At 48.8% G+C, this 22,355-nt stretch carries 23 protein-coding genes; 19 read left to right on the forward strand and 4 right to left on the reverse strand.

Annotated elements, in window-relative coordinates; translation table 11 throughout:
* Positions 1-18 precede the first annotated feature (18 nt).
* The 3 genes from BM200_RS14950 to BM200_RS14960 all read right to left on the reverse strand — a co-directional run bounded on the left by BM200_RS14950 (position 19) and on the right by BM200_RS14960 (position 1,926).
* Positions 19-699 (reverse strand): SDR family NAD(P)-dependent oxidoreductase, encoded by a 681-nt coding sequence (locus BM200_RS14950; protein ID WP_091186890.1) that lies wholly within the window; start codon positions 697-699, stop codon positions 19-21.
* Between the two features lie 339 nt (positions 700-1,038).
* On the reverse strand, positions 1,039-1,407 hold the full coding sequence (locus BM200_RS14955) for a cupredoxin domain-containing protein (protein WP_091186892.1): 369 nt from the start codon (positions 1,405-1,407) through the stop codon (positions 1,039-1,041).
* A 150-nt stretch (positions 1,408-1,557) separates the two neighbouring features.
* Positions 1,558-1,926: a phage holin family protein gene (locus BM200_RS14960; RefSeq protein ID WP_091186895.1), complete on the reverse strand. Its 369-nt coding sequence runs from the start codon at positions 1,924-1,926 to the stop codon at positions 1,558-1,560.
* A 159-nt stretch (positions 1,927-2,085) separates the two neighbouring features.
* Here BM200_RS14960 and BM200_RS14965 point away from each other — a divergent pair, with 159 nt between their 5' ends.
* The 5 genes from BM200_RS14965 to cysK all read left to right on the forward strand — a co-directional run bounded on the left by BM200_RS14965 (position 2,086) and on the right by cysK (position 8,146).
* Positions 2,086-4,458: an endonuclease MutS2 gene (locus BM200_RS14965; protein WP_091186896.1), complete on the forward strand. Its 2,373-nt coding sequence runs from the start codon at positions 2,086-2,088 to the stop codon at positions 4,456-4,458.
* 54 nt (positions 4,459-4,512) lie between these two features.
* Positions 4,513-4,935, forward strand: coding sequence for a DUF350 domain-containing protein (locus BM200_RS14970; protein ID WP_091186899.1), 423 nt, complete (start codon positions 4,513-4,515; stop codon positions 4,933-4,935).
* A gap of 199 nt (positions 4,936-5,134) precedes the next feature.
* Positions 5,135-5,641 (forward strand): hypothetical protein, encoded by a 507-nt coding sequence (locus BM200_RS14975; RefSeq protein ID WP_091186900.1) that lies wholly within the window; start codon positions 5,135-5,137, stop codon positions 5,639-5,641.
* Positions 5,642-5,785: 144 nt separating this feature from the next.
* Complete coding sequence (locus tag BM200_RS14980) at positions 5,786-7,075, forward strand: MFS transporter (RefSeq protein WP_091186903.1); 1,290 nt, start codon at positions 5,786-5,788, stop codon at positions 7,073-7,075.
* 153 nt (positions 7,076-7,228) lie between these two features.
* Positions 7,229-8,146 carry a cysteine synthase A gene (gene cysK, locus BM200_RS14985; protein ID WP_091186905.1) on the forward strand — a complete coding sequence of 306 codons (918 nt, stop codon included), beginning with the start codon at positions 7,229-7,231 and terminating at the stop codon, positions 8,144-8,146.
* A 20-nt stretch (positions 8,147-8,166) separates the two neighbouring features.
* Here cysK and BM200_RS14990 read toward each other — a convergent pair whose 3' ends face one another.
* Positions 8,167-9,231, reverse strand: a complete 1,065-nt coding sequence (locus BM200_RS14990) for a CotH kinase family protein (RefSeq protein ID WP_091186909.1) — start codon at positions 9,229-9,231, stop codon at positions 8,167-8,169.
* A gap of 316 nt (positions 9,232-9,547) precedes the next feature.
* On the opposite strand from BM200_RS14990, the gene BM200_RS14995 reads away from it, so the two are divergent.
* The 14 genes from BM200_RS14995 to BM200_RS15060 all read left to right on the forward strand — a co-directional run bounded on the left by BM200_RS14995 (position 9,548) and on the right by BM200_RS15060 (position 22,211).
* The gene (locus BM200_RS14995) at positions 9,548-10,291 is read left to right on the forward strand and encodes a hypothetical protein (RefSeq protein ID WP_091186911.1); all 744 of its coding nucleotides are present in this window, start codon (positions 9,548-9,550) and stop codon (positions 10,289-10,291) included.
* Positions 10,292-10,365: 74 nt separating this feature from the next.
* The gene (locus BM200_RS15000) at positions 10,366-11,031 is read left to right on the forward strand and encodes a DUF2642 domain-containing protein (protein ID WP_091186913.1); all 666 of its coding nucleotides are present in this window, start codon (positions 10,366-10,368) and stop codon (positions 11,029-11,031) included.
* Positions 11,032-11,147: 116 nt separating this feature from the next.
* Positions 11,148-12,248 carry an endospore germination permease gene (locus BM200_RS15005; RefSeq protein WP_175532878.1) on the forward strand — a complete coding sequence of 367 codons (1,101 nt, stop codon included), beginning with the start codon at positions 11,148-11,150 and terminating at the stop codon, positions 12,246-12,248.
* A gap of 13 nt (positions 12,249-12,261) precedes the next feature.
* A complete protein-coding gene (locus tag BM200_RS15010; protein WP_091186918.1) occupies positions 12,262-13,758 on the forward strand; it encodes a spore germination protein in 1,497 nt (498 codons plus the stop codon).
* Positions 13,755-14,918: a Ger(x)C family spore germination protein gene (locus tag BM200_RS15015; RefSeq protein ID WP_091186921.1), complete on the forward strand. Its 1,164-nt coding sequence runs from the start codon at positions 13,755-13,757 to the stop codon at positions 14,916-14,918. Before BM200_RS15010 ends, BM200_RS15015 begins: the two co-directional genes overlap by 4 nt.
* Positions 14,919-14,991: 73 nt before the next feature.
* Positions 14,992-15,213, forward strand: a complete 222-nt coding sequence (locus BM200_RS15020) for a hypothetical protein (protein ID WP_091186922.1) — start codon at positions 14,992-14,994, stop codon at positions 15,211-15,213.
* Positions 15,214-15,270: 57 nt separating this feature from the next.
* Complete coding sequence (locus BM200_RS15025) at positions 15,271-15,654, forward strand: spore coat protein (RefSeq protein WP_091186924.1); 384 nt, start codon at positions 15,271-15,273, stop codon at positions 15,652-15,654.
* Between the two features lie 94 nt (positions 15,655-15,748).
* The gene (locus tag BM200_RS15030; RefSeq protein ID WP_015843024.1) at positions 15,749-16,240 is read left to right on the forward strand and encodes an Lrp/AsnC family transcriptional regulator; all 492 of its coding nucleotides are present in this window, start codon (positions 15,749-15,751) and stop codon (positions 16,238-16,240) included.
* Between the two features lie 12 nt (positions 16,241-16,252).
* Entirely contained in the window at positions 16,253-17,461 is a 1,209-nt protein-coding gene (locus BM200_RS15035; protein WP_091186926.1) for an aminotransferase class I/II-fold pyridoxal phosphate-dependent enzyme, read from the forward strand.
* A 128-nt stretch (positions 17,462-17,589) separates the two neighbouring features.
* Entirely contained in the window at positions 17,590-18,162 is a 573-nt protein-coding gene (locus BM200_RS15040; RefSeq protein ID WP_091186929.1) for a cob(I)yrinic acid a,c-diamide adenosyltransferase, read from the forward strand.
* Positions 18,159-19,103: an RluA family pseudouridine synthase gene (locus tag BM200_RS15045; protein ID WP_245773031.1), complete on the forward strand. Its 945-nt coding sequence runs from the start codon at positions 18,159-18,161 to the stop codon at positions 19,101-19,103. The genes BM200_RS15040 and BM200_RS15045 overlap by 4 nt, the downstream gene beginning before the upstream one ends.
* 43 nt (positions 19,104-19,146) lie before the next feature.
* A complete protein-coding gene (locus tag BM200_RS15050; RefSeq protein WP_091186931.1) occupies positions 19,147-19,509 on the forward strand; it encodes an arsenate reductase family protein in 363 nt (120 codons plus the stop codon).
* A gap of 4 nt (positions 19,510-19,513) precedes the next feature.
* Positions 19,514-20,707: an aminotransferase class I/II-fold pyridoxal phosphate-dependent enzyme gene (locus tag BM200_RS15055; protein WP_091186934.1), complete on the forward strand. Its 1,194-nt coding sequence runs from the start codon at positions 19,514-19,516 to the stop codon at positions 20,705-20,707.
* Positions 20,708-21,353: 646 nt separating this feature from the next.
* Positions 21,354-22,211 (forward strand): 5'-3' exonuclease, encoded by an 858-nt coding sequence (locus BM200_RS15060; protein ID WP_091186936.1) that lies wholly within the window; start codon positions 21,354-21,356, stop codon positions 22,209-22,211.
* Positions 22,212-22,355 lie beyond the last annotated feature (144 nt).

The following is a 22,355-nucleotide window of genomic DNA, read 5'->3' on the forward strand; positions in this document are numbered from 1 at the left end:
ACGGGCTTAATCAACATGTTAACCGTAGCTTACGATGGTGCCTGTTGGTCCGCCAACCGGCAGGCTGGCCAGTCGGTTGAGGTCCGGGGTAACGACAGCCGGATCTTTGCCCGTTGCGTGCATTTCGGTACGCAAGGTACCTGGATTATAGAGATTAACGAGGATGCCATGCTCATGCTCTTCGTCGGCTAGTGTGCGGGTCAGCGATTCCAGGCCTGCTTTTGCTGCGCTGTAGGCGGCATAACCGCCCGCCCCGTTCCAGGATAAGCCGGATGTTATATTGATAATACGGCCATATTTGCTTTTGCGCATTGCCGGGAGTACGGCTCGGGTCAGAAGGAATGGTCCTGTCAGATTAGTCGCCACTTGCGCATGCCAATCCTCTGAGGTTAATTCTAATACGGATCCGGGCTCAAGCACGGCAGCATTATTTAGTAAAACATGTATGGTACCCCATCGGTCAACGACCTGCTGGACTGCGGATTGTATTTGTTCTTCCTGCGTAATATCGGTAGGGATGATAAGTGCTTCTCGCCCAGTGGTCTGCTTGATCAACGCCGCAGTCTCCTGCAGCTTGCTCTCGCGGCGGCCCAGTAAAGCAACTTCGGCCCCCTCCTTCGCGAATGACAGGGAAGTTGCTCTGCCGAGTCCTGAACCTGCACCGCTTACGATGGCAATCCGTCCGTTTAATAAACTCATAAGATCATTCCCTTCTAAAATGAATAATCCCCAAAATAGCCATGTCCGAAGCTATAATGATTATTCATACTTCGTAAGCATCAGCCAATGAATAATCCCCAAAATAGCCATGTCCGAAGCTATAATGATTATTCATGCTTTGTAAGCATCAGCCAAGATGGATTTATGAATCATCTTATCAGACCGGAAGGTGTAAGGGGAAGAGCTGCGACCATCAGTCTTTCTTACCCTTTTGTAAAGGAATCATTATAATTCATATGTGCCTTGGCGTCCGTCCATGTCGTGAAAACAAAAAAGACCTCTTCGCAAAGAGGTCTTCATTATTCAACATGCGGTTTATTAAGCTGCTTCTACAATAAGCTTGGCCTTCATTTTCGAATGACCTTGGCCGCATGGAATATTGCATGTAATTTCGTATTCGCCGGCATCCAGCGTAACGGTTTTTGCCTTATTTTGAGTAAGTTTAAGGTTAGTCTTCTCAATTTCAACACCATGAACGCCATCGATTAGTTCGAGCTTCAGCGTCTGGCCTTTTTTGATGTGATATTCCGGCTGATCGAATTCCCAGCTGCTTGCTTTAATGACAACGTCTGCAACATCCGAGCTTGCTGCGTTTGATCCATCGTTATTGCCATTGCTGTTTGATCCGCAAGCGGCAACGACGAACACAAGGCACAACACAGATGCAAAAATGAGCCACTTCTTCATCAACAATACCCCTCCCATAACAAACTTGAAAAATAGAATTCTTTCCCTTATTGTAGCTTATCCCGAGCAGTTTTGCAGTGACAGTCCCGTGACAAATGAAAAAGCCCTTGACCATCGTTTCCGATAGGACAAGGGCTTTTGGTTGTGATCCTAGTCGCGATTGCGGTAATCGCTTCTGCCAGCTTCGTACGGGGTGCTGACCGGTATAAACAAGTCGATAATCCCAATGACAAGAGCGGCTAAAATCGCGCCAAGCCAAGTTACGGACACTCCACCAATGATAAACTGTGCAATCCAGATGACAGCTGCGCTGGCGATAAAACCAACGATTCCTCGTCCGAACGGGGTAACCCTTTTGCCGAAAATACCTTCAATGATCCAGCCGAGCGCCGCAATGACAAGAGCCAGCAGGAGAGCACTCCAGAATCCGCCGACACTGAACTGTGGAACGATCCAGCCTACAACCATTAATACAATGGCTGCAACGATAAAACGGACTACATGACCAAGAAAACTCATATCGTTAGCCTCCTTATGTTAGGTTAGCCTAAGTATGGTGCGCTTCTTTTCCCAGTTCTATTATGACCATTAATCGGGGAAACATGTATGAAACAAGATGTGACATCGTGCATCCTAAACCCTGATCAGCTATAATAAAAAGGCGAGAGGAGTGTTCACTTGGACAGCAAAATTTTATCCACTTTGGAATTTCATAAAATAACGAATAAATTAGTGCAGCATGCCGCTACATCGCTTGGAAAAAGCGTAGCGGAACAGCTTGCTCCAAACTCTGATCTGGAAGACGTCAAGCTCATGCTGCAGGCAACAGACGAGGCTTATAAGGCAGACCGGCTGAAGGGAAATGCGCCGTTCGGCGGTATTGTCAATATTAGTGCGTCCTTGCACCGTGCACGGATTGGCGGGACCTTGAACCCGGCCGAGCTGCTGGATATCGCAGCAACTGCCAGGGGAGCGCGGCGGGTGAAGAAGCATATCGACATTCTTCATGAAGATGATCCGATTCCGCTTCTGTTCCAATTGACCGAGCAATTGTCCGAGCACAAGCCGCTTGAGGATGCGATCTTTGACTGCATCGACGATCAGGGTGAAGTAATGGACAGCGCAAGCCCGGAGCTTGCATCCATACGCCGCGAGCTGCGCAGCGGGGAGTCTCGTATCCGTGAAAAGCTGGAGCAGATGATCCGTTCGTCCTCGGTACAAAAGATGCTGCAGGATGCGATTATTACGCTTCGGAATGACCGTTACGTCATTCCGGTCAAGCAGGAGTACCGTTCGCATTTTGGCGGTATCGTCCATGATCAGTCCGGTTCAGGGGCTACCCTGTTTATTGAGCCGGAAGCGATTGTATCCATGAATAACAAGCTGAGGGAAACGAAAGCTGCAGAGCTTCGTGAAATTGAGAAAATCCTGCAAAAGCTGACTGCCCGCGCTGCAGATTATGTAGAGGACCTGCTGTATAATCAGGATCTGCTCGGCAAACTGGACTTCGCTTATGCGAAAGCCCGGCTTGCTCATGAAATGAAAGCCACCTTGCCGCGCATGAATGACAGAGGCTTCCTCAAAATAAAACGGGGCCGTCATCCATTAATCGCGCCGGACAAGGTTGTGCCGCTTGATGTGGAGCTTGGCAATCAATTCACGGCAATTATTGTTACCGGCCCGAATACCGGGGGTAAAACCGTCTCGCTGAAGACAGTGGGATTGCTAAGCCTTATGGCGATGTCCGGATTGTTCGTTCCCGCGGAAGACGGCAGCCAGCTTTGCGTATTCGATTCCATCTATGCGGATATCGGCGATGAGCAAAGTATCGAGCAAAGCTTGAGTACGTTCTCCAGCCATATGACAAACATAATCCGGATTCTTGGAGCGATGACGTCGAAAAGTCTGGTGCTTCTTGACGAGCTTGGAGCAGGGACGGATCCGGCAGAAGGCTCGGCTCTTGCGATTGCAATCCTGGAGCATATCCATAAGCTTGACAGCCGAATTATCGCGACGACCCATTACAGCGAGCTGAAGGCTTATGCCTACAACCGTAAAGGTGTAATAAATGCAAGCATGGAGTTTGATGTAGCGACATTAAGTCCGACTTATCGTCTTCTTGTTGGTGTGCCTGGCCGCAGTAACGCCTTTGCGATCGCTGAACGCCTTGGTCTCAGCCAAGAGATTATCGATCATGCGCGCGGTGAGGTGAGTGAAGAAGATCTTCGCGTCGAGAATATGATTGCTTCACTCGAAGAGGATCGGCTTAGCGCCGAGTCTGAGCGTAATACGGCAGAGTCTATGCGGCGGGATATGGAAGCGCAGCGCGTGCGCCATGAGGCGGAGCTTCAACGCTTCGAAGAACAGCGCGACAAGATGCTGCAAAAGGCGCAAGAGGAAGCGAATGAGGCTGTTGCCAAAGCAAGACGAGAAGCAGATCAGATTATTGCAGATTTGCGCAAGCTTGCACTGGAAGAAGGGGCTTCCGTCAAGGAGCATAAGCTTATAGAAGCGAAGCGCAAATTGGAGGAGGCAGCACCGGAGCTTGCATCGAAGAAGAAGCGCCCGGCTGGTGGAGGAAGCGCGAAGAAACCTGCGAAGATTGGGGCAGGTGACGAGGTTATGGTCTACAGCCTCAATCAGAAGGGCACGGTCGTTGAGATTGGCGGTTCGGATGCTACCGTTCAGCTTGGCATTATGAAGATGAAGGTCGCCCTGGATGATCTGGAGCTGGTTAAGACAGTGGTGCAGGTCAATAAGCAGCAGCCCAAACAAACGACAAGCCTCAAACGTTCCAAAGACGATAATTTGAAGATGGAACTGGATCTTCGCGGCGCTAATCTGGAGGAAGCCATTATTGAGGTGGATCGTTTCCTTGATGAAACATATTTGGGCGGACTCGGCCAAGTATATATTATTCACGGGATAGGAACCGGCGTGCTTCGTGCCGGCATACAGCAATATTTGCGCAGACACAGTCTGGTGAAGAGTTACCGTCTTGGTCAATACGGCGAGGGTGGAGCAGGCGTAACGGTGGCGGAGCTGAAGTAGCTTCGCCGTCGACAAGCTTGCGGCGGAAGGAAGCAAGCAATAGGAGTGATAAAGATGGGTAATGAAGTCGATCGTCTGCTCAGCAATTCGTATGCGGCATCTCTCGTTTATGTATCGCTGGTAGTGCTGTCGCTTATCGTCTTTTTGTCCGTTTTTGAGCTTGTGACCCGTTATAATTGCTGGAAAGAGATCAAGAGCGGCAATTTATCGGTAGCCATGGCGACAAGCGGGAAAATATTCGGGATATGCAATATTTTCAGGTTTTCGATTGAAGCAAATGTTTCGGTGTATGAAAGTCTGATCTGGGGTATATTCGGCTTTATTATATTACTTGCTGCCTATTTATTATTTGAATTTCTTACCCCGGTATTTCGTATTGATGACGAAATTGCAAAGGATAACCGGGCTGTAGGATTTATTGCGATGGTTATTTCGATTTCTTTGTCTTATGTTATTGGAGCTGCGATTATTTTGTAGCTGGCATATGCTTTCGAAGTTAAGAATTGCTTCGCAATTCTTTAAGCGTATGCTTTCGAAGTTAAGAATTGCTTCGCAATTCTTTTTAGGAGGGCAGTCATGAAGTATTTTTGGGGGATATTGCTCGCGATTGCAATTATATTTTTTGGACTAGGCGTTATCTATATTATGAACAATTAAGCTTGCGGAGGTTATTGTAATGGAAGAGCAAAACATTTGTCCATGGTGTTACACCGAGATTGTGTGGGATGAGGAGATTGGACCGGAGAAACATTGTCCGCATTGCGAGAACGAGCTGAGCGGCTACCGGACGATGCAGATCGGGATCGACCGCGATGAGGATGATCGGGAAGAGGATTGGGACGAGAAGGAAGAAGCGAAGCAGGATGATTCTTATAACGAAGATTCCAATGAAGGTTTCCGCCAATTGAATGTTTCGTGGCTTGCAGCGGAGCAGACGATTCGTCAAATCACGGATAGTCAGGATGAAGCACCGGAATGCCCGACATGCCGTGAATTTATGCTGGAGGCGGGCAAACAAAGCGTAACGCTTCAGCCGACTATTCATGCGGCAACCGGCAAACCGGTTATACAATCGCCGTTTGAGACTGTAACGTATATTTGCCCTTCCTGCTTCCAGACCTCGACGGTTCTAGGTCCGGAAGCCCGCGATCAGATGCTGGCATTGCTCACGCCAAAAGAGTAATTATTGGTAAGCAAGCATGTACCCTGCTCATTCGGGAAACCTAACAGCGGATCACCATTGTTAGCTGATCCTTACGAAGCAAGAATTACACAAACAGCCTTGACGAAGCTAATAGTGTGGTAATTCTTTTTAGGAGGAATCGGATTGAAGCAGAGTCAATATGGCGTTAAGACCGGCGGACGCATGCCAAGCAGGTCGGTTGGCCGGAGCGTCACAGGTTCACGCCAAGGCGGAGGGCTGGGATCACAAGCCATCCTGCTGCTTGCCGTACAAGGATTGTTTGGTGTGGCAAGCGCGCTGTCCGGAACGTTTATCCCGGTCTATCTCTGGAAGGCAAGCCAGTCCTTTATGCTGATCGGCTTGTTCACGCTTGGACAATACGTCACAAGCGGGATCACCTTTTGGCTGGCAGGCAAATGGGTGAAGGAACATCATAAAATGTACAGCCTCCGTCTTGGCATCGTGCTGTCGGGGGCGTTTTATTTTACGGTATTGTTGCTTGGCCCTCAGGCCAAAACCTACGGCATACCTCTTGGCATGTTAAGTGGGATGGCGCTCGGCTTTTATTGGATGGCTTACAACGTCGTTTACTTTGAAATCACCGAACCGGATAACCGAGACCGGTTCAACGGAATCGCGGGTATTCTTGGTGCGTTATCGGGGATTATCGCCCCTTGGGTATCGGGTTTCCTGATCACCACCCTTCAGGGCGAGCGCGGATACAAGCTGATTTTTACCATATCGCTTGTTATCTTTGGCCTGTCTGTCGTTGGCAGCTTCTGGCTGACGAACCGGGGCGTACAGGGTGAAAAATATAAGTGGTTCCTGGGTTTCGAACAGCTTAAGGAAAACGGCAATCCCTGGCGGCGGATGTTCGCAGCAACGGTGGCGCAAGGCGTGCGCGAAGGCGTATTTATGTTCCTTATCGGACTGGTGATTTATATTGCAACCAAAAATGAAGGCAAGCTGGGCAACTTCTCCCTCATCACTTCTCTGGTTGCCTTAATCAGCTTCTGGTTTGTTGGAAAACGGCTCAAACCCAGTAACCGGAGGATCTCAATGCTGGCGGGCACTATTATGATCGGACTTGTCATTCTTCCGCTGTTCTATCACGTCAAATACAGCACGTTACTTATATTTGGTATCGGTACTTCGCTGTTTATCCCGCTATACATTATCCCGATGACATCGCGGGTATTTGATCTGATCGGTCATTCCGAGCAGAGCGCCAAAAACCGCGAGGAGCTGATCGTTCTCCGCGAAGCCGGTCTCATTGTAGGCCGTGTCATCGGCCTTGCCGCCTATCTTGTTGTCATTTCGATGACGCAGACACCGGCGGCTATCGTCACTTTAATGTTCTGTGTTGGCATTGTTCCGATAGCCGGATGGTTCTTTATCCGGCCCTTCCTTTCTGCCAACAATAAATTTCGTTAAGTGCTTTTAAAGTTTTCAGTCGTCCGAAAGTGCGTAGCGTGTCTATGAATGAGAAGCGTAGCGCTCGCCTTGTCCCTGAATTTCAACCGCAGAAGCTGACATGCGAAGCATAGCTCGATGGGATGACTGAAATCTACACGAAAAGGAGAATTTATGCCACGAATTGTATCTACCATCACCGACCTCATCGGCGATACGCCAGTCATCAAGCTTAACCGCCTGGTAGAAGCGGGAAGCGCTGATGTCTGCGTAAAGCTTGAGCGGTTCAACCCAAGCGGCAGCGTGAAAGACCGCGCCGCTGCAGCCCTTATACAGGCCGCCGAACAAGGCGGTCTGATCCGTCCCGGAAGCACCATTATCGAGCCGACCAGCGGAAACACCGGCATTGGCCTTGCGATGAACGCAGCTGCCAAAGGGTATAAGCTCATTCTGATCATGCCCGACAATATGTCGGCAGAACGGATTAAGCTGCTTCAGGCTTACGGGGCAGACGTTGTCCTGACACCAGCTGCAGAAAGAATGCCCGGAGCCATTCGCAAAGCTCTGGAGCTGCAGGCGCAAATTCCGGGCAGCTTTATTCCGAATCAATTCGAGAACCATGCTAACCCGGATATTCACCGCACGACAACAGCCGTTGAGATTCTCCGGCAAACCGAAGGCAAGCTTGATGCCTTTATTGCTACAGCCGGAACGGGGGGCACCATAACGGGTACCGGAGAAACGTTAAAGGCCGCTTTGCCTCATATACATATCGCCGTTGTAGAACCTGCGGGTTCACCCGTTTTGTCCGGAGGACAGCCTGGACCCCATAAGCTGGTCGGTACAAGCCCCGGTTTTGTACCTGCAATCCTGAATACACAAGTATATGATGAAATCATTCAGGTGGCCGATGAAGATGCCATTCGGACAATGAGAGGCCTCGCGCGTGAGGAAGGACTATTGCTTGGACCTTCCTCCGGTGCCTCGGTATGGGCAGCGATGCAGGTTGCCCGGAAGCTTGGACCGGGCAAACGCGTTTTGTGTATTGCTCCGGATACGGGTGAACGCTATTTGAGCATGAATCTATTTTAAGAAGAGAAAGCCCTTAAAGCTTATTTCCAAGCTTTAAGGGCTTCTTTTATGAGTCCCCGGCGTTCTCTTACATAATCGAGGATAAAGGATGGTTCATCGAGATACGTTTCAAAGCTGCTCTTACGCGTGAAATCATCACGGATCGCGGGCGTAATCTCCTTATACATCCGGTTAATGATAGGATCAATGCGTTCAACGGTAAAGGCTGTTTTTAATAGATTCTGCAGAATGACGCGGTATTTCTTGCGGCAGGATGAGAAGGTAAACAGCTTGGCGGTCAGATCATTATACCCTTGCAAGCGTACGAGGTTGCTGCCGCACGGCTTCCCGTAACAATTTCTCCCCCAGGTCCCCTCGTAATCCCAAGGGATAATCCTGTATTTGCGGGTATTCTTATGCTCATAAATCGCATAGTTCTGGTCGAAACCGTCATAATTGCCGGTCAGTACCGCTCCGGCGAGCCACAATAAATACTGGTTAATATCCAATCTCTTGGCGGTATAAACGCTCAGTTGTTTACTTGAAAGGGAATTAATATTGCGGATGAACCGAACGAGACGGTATTTGGTGTTAGATTGTCCCTTCACGATTTCATAACCGTCGAATAAGGAGCCCTTCTTACTTTTTGTATTCTGATCAATCAGGCTAAAGTCCGCACTGTCATTAACGGCATAAATGAGGGAGGTAAAGCCTATTCCGCGCTTTTTGAAGAACCGCTGGTCTACCGCTTCAATCTCTAAGTAAACCCCTTGCGGATAGCCGTTGATCTCAACGGAAATATGCTTGGTCTCTGGAGACGGTACGCCAATTGAGTTAAAGAACTGAAAGGACAAGGCGTTGCGGATCATGGAAGGATCATCAAACTCAGCGTTCCAGTGGAGTGTTTTGCCCCAGTCCAGTCTTATCTCGAAAGACTTCTTATTGTAATTACGCGTATGGCCGCCCCGAATACCGCATGTCGCTGAATAGTCTTTACCATCTATTTCAATACGGATCGGTTTAAACGATTTACTCCAAGGATTATTTTTGAGGTCTCTCAGATCATCCTCGTCAATGTCAATTTTGCGAATTGGGAGCTGTTCCACGGCATCACCCCTTAGACCGAAATCAAAGCCTATCGTGGCCGATAGGCTCCTGTGCTTATTTACCGTATTCGGAAAAGGGGGCGAATGACACCCTAAATGTCATTATTTTGTTTTTTTTGACCTTTTGAACGCATAAATGGTTACTAATCTAGTACCTCTCCTATACGGGATACATATAGATATATTACAAACCGTCACCAATGGTAGATGACTAGAGAGTGAAACACCAGCAAGATCAGCCTATTAGTGGTAGAAGGTCAATTGGATGGCACGGTTGTAAATCTATTAAGCAAGAATCATCGGAGGGATTTATTACATGTACGAATGCAATTGGCAGCAAGGAAACAACAGCCACAACAGCCACAAAAGCCACAAAAGCCACAGAAGCCACAGAAGCAATGGCAGCACTGGAAACACAGGAAACACAGGAAACACAGTCAGCGGCAATAGCGAACTTAAAAACCTGGTAGGCGAATTTGTCAGAATCAACCGTGGCGGGCCGGAATCTCTGGAAGGTAAACTACTTGCAGTAAAAAGCGACTACCTGGTGCTGTCGACAAGAGAAGGTGTTGTCTATGTTGACCTCGACCATGTCAAAAGCGTAACGGGATTTGCTAATCCAAAAAGCGGCGGCGTAAACAATGACTATATCAATGCCACTAACTTCAGAGGTGTCATTCGAGCATTAACGAAGGAATTCGTGCAAATCAACTGGGGCGGACCGGAGAAGATTGAAGGCTTCCTCGCGGAAGTACAAGGCAATACAGCACTGGTTGTAGCCAATAATCAAGTTGTATATCTCCTTGTTGATCATATCAAAACGATCAAAAAACTGGGCGGCAAATCGGGCGGTAACAAATCCGGAGGCAACAAAAACAGCAACCAATCCGGCGGCAACAAAAATAACAAATCTGGCGGCAATAAAAACAACAAATCAGGTTCGCAAACGCAAGGTCAATCCGGCGGCAACAAGAATAAAACAGGTGCTCAAGCGCAAGGACAATCGACAGGCAATAAATCGAGAAAATCCGGTGGCAGCAACCGCTCGAAAAAAGGCTAACCGATAGATGCCGGGCATGATTCTCTGTGCCTGGCATCAACTTCGGATACGCTTTTAAAAAGGAGGTCGAGCAGTTGAAGAACCGTCATCCTCTCTTAGATACACAGGTTGAACTCGTAATTTCCGGGAAGGCGGGTATAAGAGGGAAAATCATTGATTTTGGACCGGATATATTAGTGCTGTATAATGGCGTTCAGTTTTTCTATATTCCGCTTATTCACATGCAGCAGATGAGAGTTATTTACGATGATGAACAGAACTACAGCAGTACACCGGAGCTCCCTTTTGAGCCTTATAATGATTCCATCTCTTTTCGCAAAATTCTATTAAATTCCAAAGGAATGTTCTCTGAAATCTATATTACGGGTAATCAATCTATCCATGGATATGTTACGGCTGTTATGAATGATTTCTTTGTCTTCTATTCTCCTATCTACCATTCCGTCATGATTTCAATGCGTCATCTCAAGTACCTGGTTCCGTATAATGCTAATGTAACCCCATATTCTTTGTCCGCTGAACAATTCCCGTTAAAACCTACACCGTTAACCCTTGCCCGTACGTTCGACCAGCAGATTCGCAAACATATGGGACAGTTTGTTGTTATTGATCTCGGGGAGAACCCGAGAAAGACAGGCGTGCTCAAAAATATCGATCTTAACTTGCTTGAAATTGCGGATGCGAGCGGATCGTCGGTGTTTATCCATTACGATCATGTGAAAACCATTCATTTGCCTTAAACAAACAAAGCCCTTTGATCGTGACCAGCCGATCAAAGGGCTTATTTGTGCGTGAACAGAAATGCATTACTTTCCTGCCTTGGGGGAATGCTGGGAACGAAAGAAGGTGAATGTCTGTGCAGCTTGCTTCCAAACCTATCGGTTTATGGCCAATTGTTATGATGACTCTGCTTAGTGTTGGCCTTGCTAATCATGTCATTGTTGTTCCGATGCTGCTGGCCGAAGCTAAGAGGGACGCCTGGTTATGCATTCCGGTCGCGCTTATTATTGCCCTTCCGATTGCAGCTTTTCCTCTGCAGCGGGTCATGTTCAAGATGAACAGGGTGCGTTTTGACGAGTGGCTCAAGCAGCGTATTCCGGCCTTTTTTGTATGGCTGATTATTGCAATTATTAATCTCGCCTTGCTGTTTGTTGCCTTTGGTACATTAGTGGATGTTGTCGCCTGGACGTCGAACACTTATTTGCCGGAGACCCCGCAAATTGTAGTCTTGTTTATCTTTTGCTTTATAAGCATGTTTGCAGCTATGAACGGACTGCGCACGATTGCTTATGTTTCGTGTATCTTACTTCCCATTGTTGTTGGACTAGGGGATTTTGTGATGTCGGCTAATATGCCCGTCAAGGACTACCGGTATTTGCTTCCGATGCTCGAGATGGGGTTCTCCCCGATATTCAAGGGAGCTGTACATTCACTAAGCGCCTTTATGGAGCTGTCCTTCCTGCTGCTCATCCAACATGAGATGACGAAGAGCTTTAAGAAATGGCATCTTGTTCTTCTGACGATCATGCTTATGACGCTTACGATTGGTCCTACGATCGGAGCCATCACTTTGTTTGGACCAAACGAAGCCAGTCTCATGCGTTACCCGGCTTATTCCCAGTGGCGGCTCGTGAAGATCGGCAAATATTTCGAGCATGTTGATTTCTTTGCGGTCTTTCAATGGCTCTCTGGTGCCTTAATCCGAATCTCGCTGCCGCTCTATCTGATTCAGATTTATGGTCCGTTCAAGAAGCTGAAGCATAAGTGGATCAGCATGCTGATAACCGTTCTCTTGTTGATGGTTGCAAGCTTTACCGTTCTTATGAAAATGAAGTGGTATATGATTCTGATGCACGCTTATTTCTCGGTTGCCTGGATCGTATTCGGCATCCTTTTGCTGCTGCTGTGGGTGCTTTCGTTCCGAAATGTGAGGAAAACAGCAGAGCCGAAAGCTTAAGGGGGTTACAGCTATGAGTCGCGAGTCGAATGAGCAAGATCGCAAATGTGACCGTCTGGACATGATTTATGATGAGCTGGCGGGTTCCGGCGATGTCGTCAACCAAACGATTGAGGTCGGCGAGGATCCAAAGCGGGTATTCCGCATTCTCATGTGCAGCGGCATGGTAGATATGCAGACGGTATTTATCGCTTTATTGCCACAGCTGGACAAGCTTGCTGCAAATTTAAATAGAATTACTGGTCAGCCCAAACATGATGGCGACTTAAATGCTCGGGTCACAATGGAAAATAACCAATCGCAAAAAGAAGGCTTTTCGTTTGGCGCACGCTTGTCGCTCGACAATGAAAGGGAGATTGCGCATTTCTTCTCTAGCCTTTATTCGGGGAGTGTCATGGCCGTCGATGAAGCTACGCGATCCGTCTATTCCTTTGATATCGCCGGCATACCGGGCCGCCAGCCGGAAGAATCAACAATGGAGCTGTCCGTTAAAGGGCCGCGGGACGGGTTTGTTGAAGGAATAGCCACGAATATTGCGCTGATTCGCAGGAGGCTAAGGACACCGGATCTTTATGTGGAATATTTTAAAATCGGGAACGAATCGCAGACAGAGGTCTCCATGATGTTCATGAAAAGCAAAGCGGAAGCTTCTCTGGTCAAAGAAGCCAGGAAGAGGCTTCACGCCATTCATATTGAAGCGCTGTACAGCTCTTCCGAGCTGGAAGAACTGGTATCGGACAGGCCGAACAGCCTGTTTCCGCTGGTTGATTATATTGGTCGTCCTGACTATGTCGTTCAATCGCTTATGCAAGGCAGGGTATGTCTGCTGGTAGATGGTAATCCATCCGTTATTATTCTTCCGGGCAATCTGACGCTGCTCATCAAATCGCCCGAGGATGCTCACCTGCCCTATTATTACGTGTCGCTTGAAAGGATACTCCGCATTATCGGTTTTGTTCTTGCTATTTGTCTGCCGGGCTTTTGGATAGCGTTGTCCGCTTATAATACGGATCAAATTCCGTTCACTCTGCTGGCTACGGTAACCAATTCCCGGATCGGACTTCCGATATCCGCAACGATGGAAATGTTCCTTATGATGGGGATGTTCGAGTTATTCCGGGAGGCGGGTGTCAGGCTGCCGAGGCCAGTTGGCCAGACGGTGTCCGTTGTAGGCGGTCTTATAATCGGGGATGCCGCCATCCGGGCAGGCATAACCTCTCCGACCATGCTCGTGGCAGCGGCTATTGCGGCCGTCTCAACCTTTACGCTTGTGAACCAGACGTTAAGTGGTACAGTGAGCATTTTACGTTTTTTCGTGTTAATCCTCTCTTCGATCTTTGGGATATTCGGCTTCTTCGTTGGCGTGTTTATGATCCTGATCTATATGTGTTCGCTCGAAACGTTTAATCAGAATTATATGCAGCCGCTTGCCCCAATCAAATGGAGGGAGCTCATTACGGGATTACTGCAAAAGTCTTGGAAGTCCAGAGCCAAAGGTGAGAAACCATGACGGTTCATGCAAGCATGCGAAAGGTTATGAAGACTCTTAAAGTCAGCTTGGCATTGTGTGCGATGCTGATAACCGGAGGCTGCTGGGACGAGGTTAATCTTCAGGATGTCAGTTATATTTCTGCTATCGGTGTTGATTATGTAGACGATCACTTTATCGTGTATGCCCAGATGATTTCATTTGGCGTTATTGCCAAGCAGGAGGGCGCGCCGCCCCCAGGCAGCCCGATATGGATAGGGAAACATGAAGGGGATACCAATCTGGCCGCCATATTCAACCTGATGGATTCTTCGCAATACAAGCTGTCGCTCAATCATTTGAAGTCGGTCGTGATCCACGAGCGTGCTTTCAGCGAAATAGAGCAGATTATCGACAGCCTTAACCGCTTGAGTTCTACAAGATTCAATTCGCTTGTATTTGGGACCAAAACGGACATTAATGATTTGTTTACGATGGATATGTTATTTAACAAAACACCGTTAACGACTCCGCTCTACGCACCGCATATCGAGAATAATCAGAACAGTTATGTTAAGCCGATGACGCTTCAGACGTTAGTGCGCGGAGCGCTTGAGCCTGCAATGGTGGTAAAGCTGCCGTCGCTATCCCTTTTACCGGAAGATTGGGAGAACAACAAAAAGAGGCTGAGATTTTTAACCATTGACGGAACGTTTCTATTTAACGAAAAAAAATCAGTCGGCTTTGTATCACGAGAGAAATCCAAGGGTCTGGTCTGGACAAGCGAAGGATTCAGGCGTTCGCTCGTTCCGATTCGGGTTGATGATAGAAGAGCATCCGTTGTTATTGATACGGCCAAATCCAATGTTAAGGTTAACTGGGAAAACAATAAGCCCAAATTTGTGCTAAAGACAAATCTGACTGGACATTTGATTGAGGCATCCAGCGAATTTACGGATCAGGAGCTTGTTTCTAATGTGGAGCGGGTAGTAAAAGCGCAGATGGAGGATACCTTTTTGAAGGGATTAGCCATGAATGCTGATCTTTATGATTTGGAGCATGAGCTTTACCGGTATCACAATAAAGCATGGAGGCATCTGGTTCAAGAGGAATGGAAGCCTACACCGAAAGATTTGACTATCGAAGTGAAATACCGGATTACGAAGGAATCAGAGCTTCGGTCGAAATCGGAACTCCATTAGCATACATAATCCATGGAATTTCTGCCCATAATACGTATGCTTCCATAAATTTGGCATGAAGGAGACAAACTATATGCTTCAAGCTCTAACCGCGAAGGAACTGGAATATATCGCGGACTCGATGTCCAATGAAGACTTGCTGATTAAACAAAATGCACTGCTTGCTTCCCTTGCAACCAACCCGGCTTTAAGACAGGCTGGTATGGCTGAATTGCAAACCCATCAGCAGCATTATCAAACTTTGCTGCAGGCGCTGCAGCAGCACCAGCATCTGGCGCCTACACAGCCTCAATAAATTGGAATTGGGTCTTGCGAAGTAGTTTTCAATGAAAAATTAAAGGAGGACAAACAAATGTATCAACAGCACCATTTGCCGGATGAAGATTTGGCTTACACGGTTCTTTCTGATTTGAAGCGAGTTGTCCGTGAATATGCGACAGCGGCAACGGAGTCGACTTGTCCCGAAGTACGCCAGATGTTCACGCATCTGCTGAACAGCACGCTAAAGCTGCAAGGTAACCTGTTCCAGGCTATGCAGTCGCAAAATATGTACAGCACCGCATCTTCGGCTTTGCGCCAGGAAATTGACAAGCAAACGAAGGAATATCAGCAAACCCAGCAAAAAACGCAGCAGTATTTGCAGCAGCGTCTGGGCGGCAATCAGCCGTCTTTCCCGCAATACGGACAGTTCCAGCAACAGCAGCAGCACCAGTCGCATCAGCCTTATTACATGTAAAGACCCTTCGGGGTCTTTCGTTTTTTTTCTTTGCAGGAACCTTTAATTCGTTGTAAAATATTTTAATAACCGCAGTTTTGGAAGGAGTTTGACGATGAACGAACTACAGCTGAAAGTGCTGGAGCTGCTCAAGGAAGACGCGCGCCGTGACGCCGATCTGATCGCCGCCATGCTGAATGAGCCGGTCGAGAGCGTAAAGCAGGCGATTGCTTACATGGAAGAGGAACATATCATCGTTAAATATGCAACGGTTGTGAACTGGAGCAAGGTTGATGACGAGAAGGTTACGGCATTGATCGAGGTTCAAATTACACCTGAGCGCGGGCGTGGCTTTGAAGGCATTGCCGAGCGCATTTACTTATACCCGGAAGTGAAGTCGGTCTATCTGATGTCCGGAGCATATGACCTGCTTGTCGAGATTGAGGGTAAAAACTTGAAAGAGGTCGCCTCTTTTGTTTCCAATAAATTATCGCCGATCGACAAAGTACTGTCGACAAAAACGAACTTTATTTTGAAAAAATACAAACAGGACGGAATTATCTTCGAGGAGCATGAAGGTGACCATCGACTGATGATTTCGCCGTAAAGGATGAAGGCTATGATTAAAGACGAGGTAACATCCAATCATCGCCAATCGATGGCTGAGTATCTGTCGCCGCTTGCACGGAGCATTAAACCGTCAGGCATCCGGCGCTTTTTTGATTTGGTCAGTACCCGGAAGGATGTAATTACACTTGGTGTCGGAGAGCCGGATTTCGTAACGCCTTGGCATGTGCGTGATGCGGCTGTTTATGCACTGGAGAAAGGAAAGACGCAATATACCTCCAATGCGGGCATGCCGGAGCTGCGTGAAGCCATTGGACAATATTTGAACGATTCGTTTGCTGTTTCTTATAATCCTGCCAATGAAGTCTTGGTTACTGTTGGCGGCAGTGAAGCGATTGATCTTGCGCTGCGGGCGCTGATCAGCCCTGGCGACGAGATTCTCATTCCTGAGCCATGCTATATTTCCTATTCGCCAATTACGACGCTGAGCGGCGGCAAAGCCGTTGGCATTGAAACGTTTGCGAAAGATAATTTCAAGCTGAAGGCGGAATCGCTGCGCGCGGCGATTACACCTAAATCCAAAGTTCTTATTTTATGTTATCCAAGCAATCCAACCGGCGGCATTATGACTTATGAGGACTGGCTGCCGATTGCGAAGGTCGTTGAAGAGAACGATCTTATCGTTATTTCTGACGAAATCTACGCGGAGCTTACTTATGGCGCGAAGCATGTAAGCTTTGCTGCAATTCCGGGCATGAAGGACCGGACGCTTCTGGTGAGCGGCTTCTCCAAAGCTTTTGCAATGACCGGCTGGCGCATGGGTTATGCATGCGGTCATCAGGATCTGATTGGCGCTATGCTGAAGATTCATCAATATACCGTTATGTGTGCGCCAATTATGGCACAATACGCTGCGCTTGAGGCATTAACCCCTCATGGCCTGGAAGAGAAGGATCGGATGATGGAGTCTTACAACCAGCGCAGACGGCTTGTTGTGAAGGGATTCCGCGAGATTGGTCTTGAATGCCATGAACCGGAAGGTGCGTTCTACGCGTTCCCGTCTATTGTCTCAACCGGACTTACTTCCGAGCAATTCGCACAGCGGCTGCTGGAGGAAGGGAACGTTGCTGCTGTACCGGGTGATGTATTTGGCCTTGGCGGCGAAGGACATCTCCGCTGCTCCTATGCAACTTCTGTTGCCCAGCTTACCGAAGCGCTTGACCGGATCGGACAATTTGTCCGTAAGCTGAATCAGGGCTAATACGTATATGTTTGAAGCAGGCAGGGCACGTCCTTGCCTGTTTTTTTGTGAGCAGCGGAATCTTCGAAGGCAAGTTTATTTATGGTATAGTGTAAGGAATTAGCTTAACAGGAAAGGGCGGATCAGTTGTGAAAATATATACACGTACGGGAGATAAAGGCCAGACCTCTCTTATTGGAGGGCGCGTACGCAAAGACGATATCCGCGTGGAAGCTTACGGCACGATCGACGAGCTAAATGCTTTTGTCGGGCAGGCAGCGGCGGAGGCTGCAAGGCATGAGGAGCTTAAGGATTTGGCGGAGCTGCTCGTAGACATTATGCAGGAGCTGTTCGACTGCGGGTCGGATTTGGCGTATGCAAGTCCAGGAGCGCCTTTGAAGGTGACGGAAGAGGCGGCAGCCAGACTTGAAGCGATGATTGACCAATATACCGAGGAAGCGCCGGAAATAACGAGATTTATTTTGCCGGGAGGAAGCTCGGTCTCCGCGTTGCTGCATGTGTGCCGGACCGTATGCCGCCGCGCGGAGCGCCGCGTTGTAACGCTGGCCGCCGAGCATCCCGCTAATCCGGAAGTGCAGAAATATTTGAACCGTCTGTCAGACTTCTTCTTCGCTGCGGCAAGAGCGGCTAATGCAAAGCTTGACGTGCCTGACACCGATTATGTTCGGAGCGCGGAAGTATTCCGCAAGAAGTCCAAATGACGGCAGCGGATGTTGCAGGCTATTATAAAGCGCTGACCGTTGAGGTTGGCGCTGATATGGCAGGAAAAGACGTCAGAACGGTGCTGGAGAGGAAGCTTGGCGTCTCGCGCTCCCTTCTGTCCCGGCTCAAGCTGACGGAATACGGAATTACGATTAATGGCGTAAGGGCCTATACAACGGCTAAGGTTGCCGAGGGAGATCAGGTTGCGATCCGGATGGAGGAAGAGATTTCGGAAGATATTTTGCCGCAGGAGCTACCTCTATCGATCGTGTTTGAGGACGATTATTTGCTTGTCGTGAACAAACCGGCGGGTATTATTGTCCATCCGACAAAGGGGCATTACACCAATACGCTTGCCAACGGAATTGTGCATCATTGGCAGACACAGGGCGAGCGTGTCCGGTTCCGGCCTGTGCACCGATTGGATGAGGATACCTCGGGACTTGTCGTAATAGCGAAAAATCCATATATTCATCAGCAATTGTCCGAGCAGCTGCAGGCGGGAACGATTATGAAGATCTATTGCGCATACGTCTATGGGAAGCCAATACCTGCAGACGGTACGGTGGATGCTCCTATCGACCGCGATCCTGACGACCCTCATGTCAGAATCGTAACGCCTGAAGGTTATCCTTCGGTGACGCATTACAAGACGGTGGCTGTATTTGATGAAGGTCAAGCTTCGCGGGTACGGTTAAAGCTGGAGACCGGACGGACCCATCAGATTCGCGTTCATATGAAGCATATTGGCTGCCCGCTTATTGGAGACGGCAAGTACGGACTCCAGTCAGGCAGGGTTGACGAGTGGGAAACGATCGCTGGCCGTCAGGCTCTGCATGCGGAGACGCTTGGGCTGACGCATCCGATGACGAAGGAATGGGTGGAATGGACAGCAGCGCTGCCACCGGATTTATGGGCTCTGGAACAAGAATTAACATGAGCGATTATTAGATTAACCTGCTAACTAGGAGGATTTACACAAGATGAGCAAGCTGACTATTTATCAATATCCGAAATGCGGTACATGCCGCGAGGCCGTGAAATCATTGCAGGCGAAAGGCAATGAGCTGGAACTGAAGCATATCGTAGAAGAGACTCCAACGCCAGATGAATTGAGAGTGCTGGTCAAGAACAGCGGACTGGAGCTTAAGAAGTTCTTTAATACTTCAGGTGAAGTGTACAAGGCGCTTGGCCTGAAGGACAAGCTTGGCAGCATGAGCGAACAGGAGCAGCTGGAGCTGCTGGCTTCCAGCGGCATGTTAATCAAACGCCCGATTGTGACTGACGGCAACAAGGTGACGGTTGGCTATAAGGAAGAACAATACGAGCAAGTATGGAACGGGTGAGGATATGAACAAACCATGGCGTTCTGACCGTTTGTCCCAGCTTGGCTCTTCGATTTTCGCCGAGGTTGCGGAGTGGCGCGCCGAAGCCGCTGGCAAAGGCCGGGATATTATCAATCTGGGCATTGGCAGTCCGGACAAGCCTCCAACGGAGGCTGTTAGAAAAGCACTTAGCGATGCGGCGCTCCGTACCGATATATATGCCTATCCGGGAACGCATGGCAGTGCCGGCTTCCGCAGGCAGGCGGCTGCCTGGATGAAGCACCGGTTCGGAGTTAACTTGGATTCTGACAAGGAGCTTGTCTCCCTGATGGGTTCGCAGGACGGATTATCTCATCTGGCGATGTCGCTTTGTAATCCCGGCGATGTTGTGATTGTGCCGAATCCCGGTTATCCGATTTATAGGGCGGCACTGGCATTGGCAGGCGTCGAGCCTTATTTGCTGCCGCTGAAGGAAGAGAATCAATTCCTTCCGGAGCTGGATTCGGTGCCGATTGATGTGTGGCGGCGCGCCAAATTTATTTTGCTCAACTATCCGGGTAATCCGGTATCGGCAGTTGCCGATCTTGCTTTCTTCGAGCGTTTGCTAGCAAAAGCGAAGCAATACGGTGTGCTTGTCGTACATGACGCGGCCTATTCGGAGATGGCCTTTGACGGGCACGAGCCGCCAAGCATATTGGCAGTACCGGGTGCTCTGGAGGGAGCGGTAGAATTCCATTCCTTGTCCAAAAGCTTCAACATGGCCGGCTGCCGGATCGGCTTCCTAGCAGGCAACCGCGAAGCGGTAGGCGCTTTGCGCGAGCTGAAGGAGAATATCGATTACGGCGTATTTGGCGCCGTACAAGAAGCGGGCGTAGCAGCTCTGCAAGAAGCGATGTCTGCTTCTGCGCCGCCAAAAGCCGGCGTATTATATGAACAACGGCGTGACTCCTTCGTTGCGGCGTTGGCAGCAGGGGGCTGGGCAGTCGAGAAGCCAAAGGCAACAATGTTCATCTGGGCGAAGCTGCCGAAGCGCAGTGACGGAACGACATGGACCTCGCGCGAGTTTGCCCGCGGGTTGCTTGATCAAACGGGAGTAGTCGTGATCCCGGGCGAAGCGTTTGGCAGCGAAGGCGAAGGATTCGTGCGGATTGCGCTGGTCGAAGACGAAGCTCGTTTGCTTGAGGCTGCTCGTAGAATCGGGGAGTATGTTCGTTACTAGGTGCGCGCAATACGCAAGCCAATACTCTTCCGATCGCTGTGGTCTCGAATTTCTTGTTTTCAAGCCGCTTTAGCGGATGAAATTCGATGACCAAGGCGAACGCTAAATGCTTTCTGAAAGAAAGCTACTTCGTAAGCATAAACTTTGCTTCTTCAGAGTATTGGGGCTTGCTTCGCTTCGTCCAGCAATTTTATAGGGGCAGTCTCCATCACTTAGTAATTTGAGTGATGGAGTTTTCTTCACATGTCATCACTCGGAATATGAGTGATGACTAAACGCTGCCCAAACCCGTACAGGGTTTGGGGTTCATCTTAATGCAAATTCAGCGGGGAACGGAGCAAGGGAATGTTCTGGTGTAGGAGCGGTGAGCGGAGTAAGGGAATGTTCTTTGAGAAGCGGAGCGCTCGCCTTTGTGTCCGGATTCGGACCTTGCTCCGAATGTTCAAGGAATCCGGGCACAACAGCGATCGAAAGAACATTCCCTTACGCAGCGATCCCGGCGACTCCACCAAAGAAGAACATTCCCCAGCGCAGTGACCACAGCGCCCCCAGCTCCTCACCAGTCCAAATGCCAGCTTTTGCATTACAATGAACACCAAGACTACTGTACAATAGATCTATATTATGAAGTGAGGATGGCCTCCTAATGAACGAAAATAAAATTCTTATTGTAGACGGAATGGCGTTGCTTTTCCGGGCTTATTTTGCACAGCAATACAGTGCCAGACGGTTGGCTGACGGCACGCCGACGAATGCCATTTATGGTTTCATGCAATACCTGTTTGACGCAGTGAACCAGTTCCAGCCGACCCATGTGGCTTGCTGCTGGGATATGGGGAGCAAGACGTTCCGCACCGAAATGTATTCTAATTATAAAGCAAACCGGCCGGAAGCTCCGGAAGATTTGATCCCGCAATTCTCCCTCGTCAAAGATATCGTAGCTGCTCTTGGGATTCCGAATATCGGAATTGAAGGCTACGAAGCGGATGACTGTATCGGAACCGTCTCGAAGCAGCTCAGCGAGATGGCTCATGTGTACATCCTGACGGGCGATCATGATATGCTGCAGCTCGTAACCGACCGTATTCATGTTGTCATTATGAAAAAAGGCAGAGGCAACTATGCCGTCTACGATCTAGGCTTCCTTAAAGAAGAGAAAGGTATCCATCCTTTCCAAGTGATCGAGATGAAAGGCCTGACAGGCGACACTAGCGACAACTATCCGGGTGTTAAAGGCATCGGTGAAAAAACAGCCTTGAAGCTTCTTCAGGAGTTTGAATCCATCGACGGCATTTTAGGGAATCTGGATTCACTGTCCAAAAGCATTAAAGCGAAGATAGAAGCTGATCTCGACATGCTGCATCTATCCCGCACGCTTGCACGGATTAATATTGAAGTACCTGTAGCATGCAGCTTGGAAGAATGCGTATGGAGCGTTCCGGCTGAAGCAGAAGTTGTATTCGAGAAATATCGCCTGGCCTCATTATTAAAAATAATCATTTAACTTGAAGGCAGCTGTGCCAAACACAGCTGCCTTCTTTTTTACCAAATAATACTAAGTTTCTGTTTGGAAGAAAGGAAACTGGAAGGAAATGTCGAATTGGTAGGTTAGGCCTATATGGACTGAAAATAAACAACTTCTCCTGTG

The organism is Paenibacillus catalpae (assembly GCF_900112695.1).
GTDB classification, from domain to species: Bacteria; Bacillota; Bacilli; order Paenibacillales; family Paenibacillaceae; genus Pristimantibacillus; species Pristimantibacillus catalpae.